Source organism: Marinobacterium sp. BA1 (genome assembly GCF_041155135.1).
In the GTDB taxonomy this organism is placed as follows: domain Bacteria; phylum Pseudomonadota; class Gammaproteobacteria; order Pseudomonadales; family Balneatricaceae; genus Marinobacterium; species Marinobacterium iners.
Genome location: NZ_BAAFHC010000001.1, coordinates 843,162 through 855,562 on the forward strand (window position 1 = coordinate 843,162; position 12,401 = coordinate 855,562).

General features: G+C 54.9%; 10 protein-coding genes. 8 read left to right on the forward strand and 2 right to left on the reverse strand.

The window, feature by feature from the left end:
* Nucleotides 1-60: 60 nt before the first annotated feature.
* The 3 genes from ACAM29_RS04105 (at nt 61) to ACAM29_RS04115 (ending at nt 3,434) form a co-directional block, all read left to right on the forward strand.
* Nucleotides 61-954, forward strand: a complete 894-nt coding sequence (locus ACAM29_RS04105; protein WP_369623280.1) for an SDR family NAD(P)-dependent oxidoreductase — start codon at nt 61-63, stop codon at nt 952-954.
* A 14-nt stretch (nt 955-968) separates the two neighbouring features.
* Complete coding sequence (locus tag ACAM29_RS04110; protein WP_369623281.1) at nt 969-1,412, forward strand: nuclear transport factor 2 family protein; 444 nt, start codon at nt 969-971, stop codon at nt 1,410-1,412.
* Between the two features lie 282 nt (nt 1,413-1,694).
* The gene (locus tag ACAM29_RS04115; RefSeq protein WP_369623282.1) at nt 1,695-3,434 is read left to right on the forward strand and encodes an anti-phage dCTP deaminase; all 1,740 of its coding nucleotides are present in this window, start codon (nt 1,695-1,697) and stop codon (nt 3,432-3,434) included.
* A gap of 142 nt (nt 3,435-3,576) precedes the next feature.
* Here ACAM29_RS04115 and ACAM29_RS04120 read toward each other — a convergent pair whose 3' ends face one another.
* A complete protein-coding gene (locus tag ACAM29_RS04120) occupies nt 3,577-6,027 on the reverse strand; it encodes an RND family transporter (RefSeq protein ID WP_369623283.1) in 2,451 nt (816 codons plus the stop codon).
* 2 nt (nt 6,028-6,029) lie between these two features.
* Nucleotides 6,030-7,010, reverse strand: coding sequence for a WD40/YVTN/BNR-like repeat-containing protein (locus tag ACAM29_RS04125; RefSeq protein ID WP_369623284.1), 981 nt, complete (start codon nt 7,008-7,010; stop codon nt 6,030-6,032).
* A 260-nt stretch (nt 7,011-7,270) separates the two neighbouring features.
* Between ACAM29_RS04125 and ACAM29_RS04130 the strand changes: the two genes are divergently transcribed.
* From ACAM29_RS04130 to ACAM29_RS04150, 5 genes are all read left to right on the forward strand, one after another.
* Nucleotides 7,271-8,497 (forward strand): acyl-CoA dehydrogenase family protein, encoded by a 1,227-nt coding sequence (locus ACAM29_RS04130; protein WP_369623285.1) that lies wholly within the window; start codon nt 7,271-7,273, stop codon nt 8,495-8,497.
* 11 nt (nt 8,498-8,508) lie between these two features.
* Nucleotides 8,509-9,549: a 2Fe-2S iron-sulfur cluster-binding protein gene (locus ACAM29_RS04135; RefSeq protein WP_369623286.1), complete on the forward strand. Its 1,041-nt coding sequence runs from the start codon at nt 8,509-8,511 to the stop codon at nt 9,547-9,549.
* 201 nt (nt 9,550-9,750) lie between these two features.
* A complete protein-coding gene (locus ACAM29_RS04140) occupies nt 9,751-10,521 on the forward strand; it encodes an SDR family NAD(P)-dependent oxidoreductase (RefSeq protein ID WP_369623287.1) in 771 nt (256 codons plus the stop codon).
* A 10-nt stretch (nt 10,522-10,531) separates the two neighbouring features.
* The gene (locus tag ACAM29_RS04145; RefSeq protein WP_369623288.1) at nt 10,532-11,629 is read left to right on the forward strand and encodes an alkene reductase; all 1,098 of its coding nucleotides are present in this window, start codon (nt 10,532-10,534) and stop codon (nt 11,627-11,629) included.
* 15 nt (nt 11,630-11,644) lie between these two features.
* Nucleotides 11,645-12,394: an electron transfer flavoprotein subunit beta/FixA family protein gene (locus ACAM29_RS04150; protein ID WP_369623289.1), complete on the forward strand. Its 750-nt coding sequence runs from the start codon at nt 11,645-11,647 to the stop codon at nt 12,392-12,394.
* The last annotated feature ends 7 nt before the right edge of the window (nt 12,395-12,401 follow it).

Below are 12,401 nucleotides of genomic sequence, written 5' to 3' on the forward strand. Positions count from 1 at the left end.
TGGTGAGAACTGTTCACCGGCCCTTTTTGCTTAAAACAGAACAACAAGAAGGAGCCAACCATGAATCAAGCCGCCAACGCTAATGCCCATCCCCGTGTAGCCGTGGTCACCGGCGCCAGCCGCGGTGTCGGCCGGGGCATCGCTGTTGCCTTGGGCGAGGCGGGTATGACCGTCTACGTGACCGGGCGTTCTGCCACCCACAGCGAGATGACCCTGCACGGGCAGCCGTTGTCAGGCACTCTGACCGAAACAGCCGATGCCATTACCCAGGCCGGTGGCATTGGCATCGCCGTGCCCTGTGATCACGCCGACGATGCCCAGGTACAGGCCCTGTTTGAGCAGGTTGCGCGGGAACAGGGCCGACTGGACCTGCTGGTCAACAACGCCATCGCCCTGCATGAAAACCTGATTGACCCCGGCCCCTTCTGGGCCAAGCCGCTCGATATGATCGCCATGCTCGATGTGGGCCTGAGATCGTCCTACGTGGCCAGCTATTTCGCTGCGCCTTTGCTGCTGAAGAATGGCCGAGGGCTGATCGCCTTTACCTCGTCCTACGGTGCCGGTTGCTACATGCACGGCCCCGCATACGGCGCCCAGAAGGCGGGCGGCGACAAGATGGCGGCCGATATGGCGGTGGACTTCGAGGGCACCGGCGTGGCCTGCGTCTCGCTCTGGCTTGGTCCCCAACGCACCGAACGCTCCGCTATCGCCGCCCAGTCGCGTCCCGATGCCTATGGCGACATCATGCAAAACGGTGAAACTCCCGAGTTTAACGGCCGGGTAATCCATGCGCTGCTGGATGATCTTGAACTGCACAGCCTGTCCGGGCAGACCCTGATCACTGCAGAGCTGGCGCAGCAATACGGCATCACCGATGCAGATGGCTGTCAGCCGCCATCCTTCCGCCGCCTGCTCGGCGCACCGCTGAGCTGGCACCCGGCACGGATCGACTGAAAAGGAGCATAGCCATGACCCTGGAACAACGCATTGCCCGCATCGAAGCACTGGAAGCGATCCGGCAACTCAAGCACTGCTACCTCAATGCCTGCGACCTGAAGGAAGTGGAAACTATCCGCGATTGCTTCGCCACAGGTGAAATTCAGATCGACTACGGTCCCATCGGCTGCTTCAGCGACCGTGACCGCTTTGTGGAGCTCTACCAACGCCTGGCCTGTCACGAACGGGTTAAAGATCTGCACCACGGCAGCAACCCCGAGATTGAACTGATCAGCGAAGATACAGCCACCGGCCGCTGCGGCCTGTTCTATTTCAATCTGGACGGCGAAACCGGCGCGACCCTGCAACTGGGCGGGGTTTATTACGACCGCTATCGGCGCATTGATGGCCAATGGAAGATTGTGGCGACGCGCTTTGAACGGCTGCAAGAGCTGTCATCACCAACAGCTACCTGATTGCGGTAGGGCCGGTGCCAGCACCGGCGATTTCCTGCGTATTACAGCCCAAGTAATGTCTGGAAAAGCAGAGGCTAATGGGGCAGGATTAACGCCTTATGGATTAAAGGCCGTGCGCACAGCGCCCGGCCAGACAGCACATGTACGCCTGCGCATTTTCAACGGAAGGGAGATGGAAGCGTTGTCTAATGCCCATTTTTTAACTTATCACCTTTCGTGAAGTGTTGTTTTTAAAATAAATATTTTTATTTATTAACTTTATTTAATAAAGGGAGTTATAAATTGTCAGATAAAAATAATTCTATGATATCAAGCCTATTTCATGAGCGAGGTAAATTTATTGTCTTAGGTTTGACAGGTAGGACGGGGTCAGGTTGCACAACTGCGGCAAACATACTTGAAAATGAAAAGGCTGACTTTCCTAGCGTCGAAGATGTAAGATATGGTGGTGATTCATTCTACTCTAACCTCGATTCAAAAAGATATAAAATCGCCTCTTACTATATAAAAGAAAATTATAGCCCTTTCATATCAATAAAAGTTAGCGACTTGATATCTGCTTATATACTGACATTAAGTACTACGCAAGCGATTGATTTTATAAAGTCTCAGACAGGTGAAATAAGTAAGGTTAAGATTGAAGAATTGATAAGGAGAGGAAGTTTTTCTTCAAGTTTTACTAAAAAAGGAATATTAAAATCTATATCTGATAAAATACTAGATCATGAAAGTAATATAGAGTTAACTTCTAGAGAAAAAACAAAGTTTTTTTCTTTTATGAAGTTGATCAGGAAGTTTACGGATGATTTCAAAAAAGAATTGAGAGCGTTGAATAATGAGCTTTATATTAAAGTTTATCAGGCGGCAGGTAACTCTATTCGTAGAACGGGTAAAGTACAGTCTAATTTCGAAGAGTTTGCATTTGAACCTAAATCAGTATTTCACCTGCCTGAAACAATTAATAGATGTATAAAAAATATTAGGCAAATTAAATCAGATGGTGCTTTTGTTGTTATTGATGCTATTAGAAATCCTTTTGAAGCAAAATTTTTTAAGGATAGATATTCGGCTTTCTACTTGATATCAATTAATGCGCCAAATGAAGATCGTAAAGCATATTTGCAAAACGAACATAAATATACTGTTGATGAGTTTGACGAGCTTGAGCGTAGAGAATCTGGAAAAACCAAAATAGATGATGCTGACTTTATAAGTCAAAATGTGAAACGATGTATTGAAATATCAGACATTCATATATTTAACCCGCGTAACGAACTTGATAATAACAATGTTCTTAAAGCTCAATTAGCTTGGTATTTGGCATTGATAAAACACCCGGGGCTTATATCACCAACGAACCTTGAAAGGGTTATGCAAGTTGCATATACGGCCAAAGTGAACTCAGGATGTATATCTAGGCAAGTGGGTGCTGCTGTTACTGATGAAAATTTCTCTATAAAGGCAGTTGGATGGAATGACGTAGCTAAAGGTCAGGTCCCATGTAATCTAAGGTCATTAAGTGGACTTATTAATAACTTTGATGAAGCTACATATAGTCTTTATGAGCGTCATGATAAGCCATTTAGAGAGGCAGCCAAGATTGAGTTGATAAAAATTCAATCTAAAGATGGAACTCAAGGTAAAAATTTATCCTATTGCTTTAAAGATATAAAGAACAGTTTGGACCGTTCTGGTAATCAAGTTCACACTAGGTCCCTACATGCTGAAGAAAATGCATTCCTCCAGCTTGCCAAGTACGGAACCGCTGGCATTGAAGGGGGTAAATTGTTCACAACAGCGAGTCCATGTGAACTATGTGCAAAAAAAGCTTACCAGTTAGGTATAAAGGAAATTGTCTATATTGATCCGTATCCTGGTATCGCAATAGATCATATTTTATCTATAGGAAGTAGTCGACCAAATTTGATTCAGTTTAGAGGAGCTGTTGGGAAAGGTTATCACCAGCTCTATGAGCCAATTATGTCTTATAAAGATGAAATCAATTACCTGAAAGGGGCGTAGCAATGTTTTAATGCCTTTAAGGTCGTGGGAATTCAGATAATAATTGCGACACTCATGGTTGAACGGTAAGAGGTGGTCAACTACAGAATACCGTCACAACACAAAAGCCGATGGCGGAGGCTAACCTCCGCCATCGGGTCGGTCAGTCTGAGGTCACAATGGCCTGTTGGCGTGTGTTCAGGTTGGAACGTTTAGTGGTACCAGCGGTTGTGGCAGGGGATGGCTCAGCCATGCGGTCGGCATTGCTGGCCGGTACTTTACTGGGCTGAACATTCAGCCAGCAGGCCAGTGCCGGCAGCAGGAAGATGGCGCCCAGCACGTTCACCATGAACATGAACGCCAGCAGGATGCCCATATCGGCCTGGAACTTCAGTGCCGAGAATGCCCAAGTGCCTACGCCAATGGTCATGGTCACGGCGGTGAACACCGCGGCGGTGCCGCGCTGGCGCATCGCTTCGTAGAAGGACGTGCGCAGGTCGATGCCGCGTTTCAACGAGTGCTGCATCTGTTCGTAGATGTAGATGCCGTAGTCCACGCCGACGCCCACACCCAGCGCGATCACCGGCAGCGTCGCCACTTTCAGGCCGATGCCCAGCAGCGCCATCAGGGCGTTACACAGGATGGTCACCAGCATCAGCGGCACGATCACGCAGAGCACACCGCGCCAGGAGCGGAAGGTGATCCAGCACAGCAGGGTAATGGCTGCGAAGATGGATGCGATCATCTGCACTTCAGCCGTTTCCACCGCTTCGTTGGTGGCGGCGGCAACACCGGCGTTACCCCCGGCCAGGCGGAAGGTTACGCCTTCCACTTCCACACTGTTGATGAAACTCTGAATCTCGCCAATGACGTGCTTGAGCGTGTCGTTCTGGTGATTCTTCAGGTACACCATCATGTTGATGGTTTTGCACAGTTCGTTGTTCAGGCCCAGTTCCGGGTTGGCGGCCTGGCTGCCCGAGCGCAGTGCCATTTCGGAGCGCTGCAGGGTGCGCCACAGCGGGTTGCCCTCGTTGTTGCCGGAGACATAGAGCTTGGCCATGCCCGCCACGGTACTGACGGATTCGACCCCGGGCACACCGCGCATGTGGAAATCAAACCGATCCACTGCGTTCATCACGTCCCAGTCAAGGCAGGCTTCTGAGGCGCGATCGGTTTCCACGTACACGGAAAGCACATCCATGCCGATGGAATAGTTGTTGATGATGGTGTCGTTATCCTGGTTGTAGCGTGATTCTGCACGCAGTTCCGGCACGCCGGAGCCGATATCGCCGGTCAGCAGCGAGCGGGACTGCCAGGTGCCGACCGCCAGCAGGATCAGCATGACACTGAGACTGAACAGGGCCGGGCGCGGCTGTGACAGCGCCGAAATGGCCCACCAGACCGGGTGACGTTCGCCACTGCTGTTATCTTTCAGTGCCATCTTCTCCAGTCGCAGGTGCGACAGGATGATCGGCATGAACATCTTGTTGGTCACGATCATCAAGGCTACGCCCAGGCATGCCGTCACACCCAGTTCATGCACAATCGGAATGTCGATTACCATGATCACCATAAACCCGAGGGCGTTGGCCAGCAGGGCAACGGTGCCCGGGATGGCCAGCTTGCGGATCGAACTTTCCGCCGCTTCGATGGCGCTCATGCCCGAGAGTACGTCCAGTTTCCAGGCGTTGGTCATCTGTACGGCGTGAGAGACGCCGATGGAAAAGATCAGGAAGGGCACCAGTACGGACATGGGATCGATGCCGTAGCCGATCTGCGGCAGGATACCCAGCAGCCAGACGACCGGCAGCAGTGCAACCACGATGGCGAGCAAGGTCAACCGGATCGAGCGTGAGTATGCCCACAGCAATACAAAGGTAATGATGAATGCGACGGCAAAGAAGATGACGACCGTCATCAGGCCTTCCATCACATCACCCATGACCTTGGAGAAGCCGATGATCTGGACGTTGATGTTGTCATCACTGAGTTCGGCGCGAATTTTCTCCAGATGGCCGGCAACGGCGGCATAGTCGGTTTTCTTGCCGGTTTCAGGGTCGATTTCAAGCAATTCGGCCTGCACCATGGCGGATTTCAGATCGTTGGCCACCAGGTTGCCGACCTGTCCGGATTTCTGCACGTTTGAGCGTACCTGGGCCAAACCCTCTGCATCCGCGGTAAAACGGGACGGGATCACCACGCCACCGGTAAAGCCGTACTCGGTGACCTCGATATAGCGAACTTCCGGTGTGAACAGGGAACGCACGGTGGTGCGGTTGATGCCGGGGGTGAAAAACACCTCGTCGGTTGCCTGTTGCAGCTTGTTGATGAACTCGGCGTTGTAGATATCGCCTTCGCCGGTCCATTCCAGGCTGACCATAACGCGGTTGGCACCGGTGAATTCGGCCGAGTGGTCCAGGAACGCCTGCATGTATTCATGTTTGAGAGGGATCAGCTTGTTGAATCCCGGGTCAAAGCGCGTTTGCAGCGCAGAGAAGCCCAGCATGACGGTGATCAGCAGGAACAGAAAACCCAGCGGCTTTCGACCGATGATCAGAAGACGGGCCGATGTGTCAACAAATTTTTGCACGGCAGAAGAGTGTTGATGCGACATGATCAGGCTCCAGACGGCTGTTTCAGTTGGTCGAGAGAAAGCGGTGGCAGCAGACCTGTGTCACTGCTCATCAGTAATTTCCCCGATTCCAGGCGGGTAATATCGGTCAGCGTCATACGGCCGCTTTTGTGCAGGAAGCTGAAGCTTTTGCCATCATCGTCACTCAGTAACAGTACGCCTCCCTGGCCTGCCAGCAGCAGTTTGCCGTTATCCAGCGATTGATGGGTGAAAATCGACACCGGCAGTTCACCGCCCACTGAAGTCCATGTCAGACCATTGTCTTCACTGCGGAAAATATTGCCGCGCATGCCATACACCAGCCAGTTGTCGCCGCCGAGGTTGAGGCCGCCATAAAGGGAGCCGTTGTAGAACTCAGGGACGGTTTCCCAGTTTTCACCGCCGTCTGTCGAGCGGAACAGGGTGCCCGACTCGCCCACGATCAGCCAGGTACGCTTGTCGATGGATGCCAGGATGTTGTTGAGGTGCCAGTCGGTGCCCTCAGGTGGCGGCAGGTCAGACCAGCTGTTGCCGTCATCACGTGAAATCAGTGCCTGTCCAAAGGCTCCGAACGCGACCCAGGCGCCGGATGGCAGCAGGTGTATGCCCAGCAAGGGCTCACCGCCGGGGTTGAACGCGACCTCCTGCCAGTTCAGACCACCATCATTGGTGCGCAGAATCCAGCCCTCATGGCCGATGGCAAGTCCGGTCCGTCCATCCTTGAAATGCAGGCGTGTTAAAAGTGCGTATCGTTGTTGGGAAAGCGAAGCCGGTGTCCAGCTTTGACCTTGATCCTTGGAGATCAGGATGTGGCCAAGCTCACCGGCGGTTACCAGTCCGGCATCCGTCTCCACGAGGCTGGTCAGGTTCATGTTGTTTATTGGTATCTGGCGTGTGCCAAGTGACAGGGTGTCACGATGGGAAAACGCGAAAATACCGGCGACTGCCACTATCAGTGAAACAGCTATGCCCAGGGTCACGCGCATGACTTAACTCCTTTGGTCTGAGGCTTTCAGGCAAATTTATTGTTGTACTGCTGGCCTGGAGCTCGACGAGTACGCGTTCCATTATTCGCACCCCATACCTGCGGGCATCGTCCAAACGGGCTATTGGCATCAGCGAGTCTGTTAGTCCGAATTGACGATGAGTGAGTGGAAGGGGTGTGGAAATCTGCATGTCGTGAGGAGATGGTCGGTGCTGCCGGTCATGCCCGGTCAGACAAATAATAATCGAGGAGACTCGTGCGATGGGCGTGCTAACAAACAATTTTATTGCTGCTTCAGTCGAAGAAGATTACATGACCCCTGAGGCAATCCGCCTGGTCAAGGCTGCCGAGGATCTGGCGCCGAGGTTAAGGCAGCGTGCTCAAGCCGCTGACGAGGCCGGAATGGTGCCGCGTGAAACGGTCAAGGAAATGGCGGAAGCCGGGTTGTTCCGCGTGCTGCAACCCCGACGTTGGGGCGGCTACGAGCTGGATCCCCGCGTGTTTTACAAGGTTCAGATGGCACTGGCCAAGGGCTGCATGTCTACGGCCTGGATCTACGGTGTCATCGGCGTTCACAACTGGCAGCTGCCGCTGTTCCCGGAGCAGGCGCAGCAGGATGTCTGGGCCAACGGCAATGACGGTACCCTGATTGCGTCCACTTACATGCCGGTGGGCAAGGCCGAGAAGGTCGATGGCGGCTATCGTTTCTCGGGTCGCTGGGGCTTTTCCAGCGGTGTTGATCACTGTGAGTGGATCTTCCTGGGAGGTCTGCTGCCGAAGAAGGACAATCCGGACGAGCTGGAGCACACCACTTTCCTGCTGCCGCGCAGTGATTTCCGTGTAGAGAAAAACTGGGATGTGCTGGGTCTGCGTGCGACGGGCAGTCACGACATCATTGTCGAAAACGCCTTCGTGCCCGAGCACCGCACCCACCGCACCAACGATCACTCTGATGCGGGCTGTCCGGGGCGTGAAAGCAATCCTCACTGGACCTACAAAATCCCGTTTACGCAGGTGTTCCAGCGTGCTGTTTCCTCAGCGTGTTTGGGGGCTCTGGAAGGCGCGATCGAGGAGTTCCGCACTCGTGCCGCAGCGCATATTGGCAAGCATGGCGCCAAGACCGCTGAAGATCCCAATGCCCAGATGGCGGTTGCCGAGGCCATGATTGCGGTCGATCAGCTCAAGCTGGTGATGTTCCGCAACTATGATCGCATTGTGCACTGTGCCCAAACCGGCGAGAAAATGCCGGTGGAAGAGCGTTTGATGCAACGTGCCCAGGCCTCGCTGGTGCCGAAACTCTGTGCTGAAAAAGTCAGTGAACTGTTGCGGGCCTGTGCTGCATCCGGTCTTTACCGGAGCAATCCGATCGAGCGTGTGTTCCGCGATATCCATCAGGCGCGTGGCCACATTGCCAACAATGCGGATGCCTATGCCCGTGCCAGCGGTGCCATGATGCTGGGCCTGCCCAACACCGATCCCTACATTTAAGGAGGGGTAAGATGTCAACGTCCCGCTACCACAACCTGCTGGTTGAGCAGGTGGTGCAGGAAACCGCCGATGCGGTGTCCCTGCAGTTTGCACTGTCACCTGAGCAGGCCGAGCGTTTCCGCTATAAGCCAGGTCAATTTCTGACCCTGCGTTTGCCTTGGCAGGGTGAGCACCTGTTGCGTTGTTACTCCATGTCGAGCGCGCCCACGGCGGATGCACGGCTGCGGGTAACCGTGAAGCGTGTGGTGGAGGGACGGGGGTCCAACTGGATCTGTGATCATGTCAAAGCCGGTGATCATATCGAGGTGATGCAACCGGCGGGCGTGTTTACACCAGGGTCGCTGGATGGAGAGTTCCTGCTGTTTGCCGGTGGCAGTGGCGTGACGCCGGTGTTCTCCATTCTGCGTTCGGTGCTGCTGCGTGGTCGTGGCCAGGTACGTCTGATCTATGCCAATCGTGATGAAGAATCGATCATCTTCCGTGAGGCGTTGAAAGAGCTCCTGGAACAGTATGCCGATCGCCTGGATGTTATCCATCTGCTGGATAGCGTTCAGGGGCGTCCTACTGTCAGTTTGCTCAAGCGGTTGTCGCGTGGTTATGAAAATGCGCAAGCCTTTATCTGCGGCCCCGGTCCGTATATGGATGCCGCCGAGCAGGCGTTGCAGGAGTTGAAGCTGCCCGCCGAAAATATCCATGTGGAGCGCTTTGTTTCGCTGCCATCCGAGGAGTCGAGAGACGAGGAGCAGCAGGCGGTACTGACCGAATCCGCCGAGGTCGAGCAGGCACAGATCAGCATCGAGCTGGATGGCCAGCACTACGAGCTTCAATGCCAGGGTGATGAGACCATTTTGGATGCGGCCGAGAAGGCGGGGATTGAGCTGCCTTACTCGTGCATGGCCGGCATGTGTGCGTCCTGCATGTGTGAAGTGACCGAGGGCGAGGTCAAGCTGCTGCACAACGATGTACTGGATGAGCGCGATCTGTCGCGTGGGCTAACGCTGACCTGCCAGGCGGTGCCGCGTACGGCCAGGGTCAGTCTCAAATATACCTGATCACCAATCCCTTTCTAATTCAATGCGTTAAGACCGGCTTTTGCCGGTCTTTTCGTTTTAGTCTTATTGGACGATGGCAGCCATCGCTCACCCTCTTACTCTGAAAATACTGACTGCGCAGGTGTAAATGCCTGTCTGTCATGTGCAGTGCATATGGCAGCGAGTCTGTTCTCTGGATAACAACAACTCAGGAGACACATTATGCAGGGCTGTCTACAGGGCAAGGTCGCATTTATTACCGGTGGTGGCAGTGGCATCGGTGCCGCCACGGCAGAACGTTTTGCGCAGGAAGGTGCGCGTGTGGTGATCTGTGGTCGCCGAATGGAACCGCTTGAAGCGGTTGTCGACCGCATCCGTGCCGGCGGCGGCGAGGCCGAAGCGGTACAGGTCGATGTCAGCAACGAAGAGGGCTTTGTGGGTGCGCTGCGCGCCACGGCCGAAAAACACGGCCAGCTGGATGTACTGGTGAACAACGCCATGGCGTTCACCTGGGGCAGCATCGATGAGATGACCACCGAGCAGTGGCATGCCAACTTCACCACCTCGGTGGATGGCACTTTCTGGGGCACGCGTACCGCACTGCAGCTGATGAAGGAACATGGCGGTTCCATCGTCAACCTCTCATCCATCTGTGGCGAGTTGGGTACCCCCTGGATGTCCGGTTACTCCGCCTCCAAGGCAGCCGTAACCAACTTTTCCCGTGCCGCAGCCGCAGAAGGCGCCCCCTATGGTGTGCGTGTCAATGTGGTGATCCCGGCGGTGGTGGAGACACCCGCCACTGAAGGGATGCTGGCGGATGAACATTCCCGCAAAAGTACGGAAAAGCTGATTCCCATGGGGCGTGTCGGACAGCCTGAAGAGCTGGCGAACGCGATCCTGTTTCTGGCCAGCGACCAGGCATCCTATATCACCGGTGCAACCCTGCCGGTGGATGGTGGCCGCTCCGCCGTGCTGGTGACGGCGCTGGACTGAGGTAAATCCTATGCAAGCAGCCAAACAGGATACGCTGGTGGGCGCAGAGCCGCTGTTCTCACCCGTTCGGATCGGTGCCATCGAGCTGAAGAACCGCATTGTGATGGCGCCGATGACACGCAACCGTGCCGACGCTGACGGCACGCCCAACGAATTGATGGTCGAACATTATGCCGCCCGTGCAGAAGCGGGGCTGATTGTGGCCGAGGGGACCTGGCCCAGCGTGACCGGGCAGGCCTACTGCCGCCAGCCGGGCATCGAGACCGCCGAGCAGGTTGTCGCCTGGCGCAAGGTGACCGATGCCGTCCATGAGCGTGGCGGCAAGATCATTCTGCAGGTCATGCATGCGGGTCGTATCGGCAGTTGTCGCATCAAGCCGGAAGGCGTTGAAACCGTTGCACCTTCCGCCTTGCAGGCGCAGGGCGAGGTGTTTACCGATGCGGCAGGCATGCAGCCCTACGATAGCCCGCGTGAGTTGACCACCGAAGATGTTGTTGCGGTTGTCGAAGAACATCGGCAGGCCGCGCTCAATGCGCGTGAGGCGGGGTTCGATGGTGTTGAACTGCACTGTACCAGCGGCTATCTGCCAATGCAGTTTCTGTGCACCGGTACCAATCGTCGCACCGATCGATATGGCGGTAGCCTTGAGAACCGAGTGCGTTTTGCCGCCGAGTGCCTGCAGGCGATGAGTGATGCCATCGGTAGAGATCGGGTCGGCTTTCGCATCAATCCGGGCAATACCTACAACGACACTTCAGACGATGACAGTGTTGCCAGTCATGTGGCATTGATGCAGGCAGCTGCACGTATCGGTGTGGCCTTTGTGCACATCATGCGTTCACCCGTGCCGGAGATTGACGCCTTTGCGCTGGCGCGTGAGCACTTCAACGGCAGTCTGATTCTGAATGACAGCTTCGGGCCTGAGACAGCCGCCGCTGCCATCAGTGAGGGGCAGGGTGATGCCGTCTCGTTTGCCCGTCATTTCATTGCCAATCCTGATCTGGTTTCCCGCATCCGCAAGGGGCTGGCACTGGCTCGCTTTGATCGCAAAACCATTTATACAGCAGGGGCGGCCGGTTATACCGACTACCCCACAGCGGCTGAGTAATTCGAGGAAAGCATGATGAAAGTTCTTGTACCGGTTAAACGCGTCATCGACTACAACGTCAAGGTACGGGTGAAGTCCGATGGCAGCGGCGTCGATCTGAACAACGTGAAAATGGCGATCAACCCGTTTGACGAGATTGCCGTGGAAGAGGCCGTGCGCCTGAAGGAAGCGGGTACTGCAACCGAAGTGGTTGTGGTCAGTATCGGCCCCAAGGCCAGCCAGGAAGTGCTGCGCACGGCGTTGGCGGTGGGTGCCGATCGTGCCATTCACATTGAGTCCGATGTCGATCTTGAACCGCTGGCGGTGGCCAAGTGCCTCAAGCAGGTGGTCGCGGATGAGCAGCCGCAACTGGTGATCTGCGGCAAGCAGGCGATCGATGACGATTCCAACCAGACAGGCCAGATGCTGGCGGCGCTGCTGGGTTGGCCCCAGGGTACCTTCGCATCCGAGGTAACGCCGGACGGCGATGCCATCAAAGTGACCCGTGAAATCGATGGTGGCCTGGAAACCCTGAAGCTGAACCTGCCGGCGGTGGTCACCAGTGATCTGCGTCTGAACGAGCCGCGCTACGCCTCTTTGCCCAACATCATGAAAGCCAAGAAAAAGCCGCTGGATTCGAAGCCGGTTGCCGACCTGGGGATTGATGTGGCCCCACGCCTGAAAGCGGTGAACTTTGCACCCCCGGCCGCTCGCAAAGGCGGTATCAAGGTTGGAAATGTGGCTGAGCTGATTGAAAAGCTGCGCCAGGAAGCCCGTGTGATCTGAAGGTGAT

What these genes read in the sequence shown, in the direction of transcription:
- ACAM29_RS04105 (WP_369623280.1), top strand. Translation starts at nt 61, where the DNA reads ATGAATCAAGCCGCCAACGCTAATGCCCATCCCCGTGTAGCCGTGGTC.
- ACAM29_RS04110 (WP_369623281.1), top strand. Translation starts at nt 969, where the DNA reads ATGACCCTGGAACAACGCATTGCCCGCATCGAAGCACTGGAAGCGATC.
- ACAM29_RS04120 (WP_369623283.1), bottom strand. Translation starts at nt 6,027, where the DNA reads ATGTCGCATCAACACTCTTCTGCCGTGCAAAAATTTGTTGACACATCG.
- ACAM29_RS04125 (WP_369623284.1), bottom strand. Translation starts at nt 7,010, where the DNA reads ATGCGCGTGACCCTGGGCATAGCTGTTTCACTGATAGTGGCAGTCGCC.
- ACAM29_RS04130 (WP_369623285.1), top strand. Translation starts at nt 7,271, where the DNA reads ATGGGCGTGCTAACAAACAATTTTATTGCTGCTTCAGTCGAAGAAGAT.
- ACAM29_RS04135 (WP_369623286.1), top strand. Translation starts at nt 8,509, where the DNA reads ATGTCAACGTCCCGCTACCACAACCTGCTGGTTGAGCAGGTGGTGCAG.
- ACAM29_RS04140 (WP_369623287.1), top strand. Translation starts at nt 9,751, where the DNA reads ATGCAGGGCTGTCTACAGGGCAAGGTCGCATTTATTACCGGTGGTGGC.
- ACAM29_RS04145 (WP_369623288.1), top strand. Translation starts at nt 10,532, where the DNA reads ATGCAAGCAGCCAAACAGGATACGCTGGTGGGCGCAGAGCCGCTGTTC.
- ACAM29_RS04150 (WP_369623289.1), top strand. Translation starts at nt 11,645, where the DNA reads ATGAAAGTTCTTGTACCGGTTAAACGCGTCATCGACTACAACGTCAAG.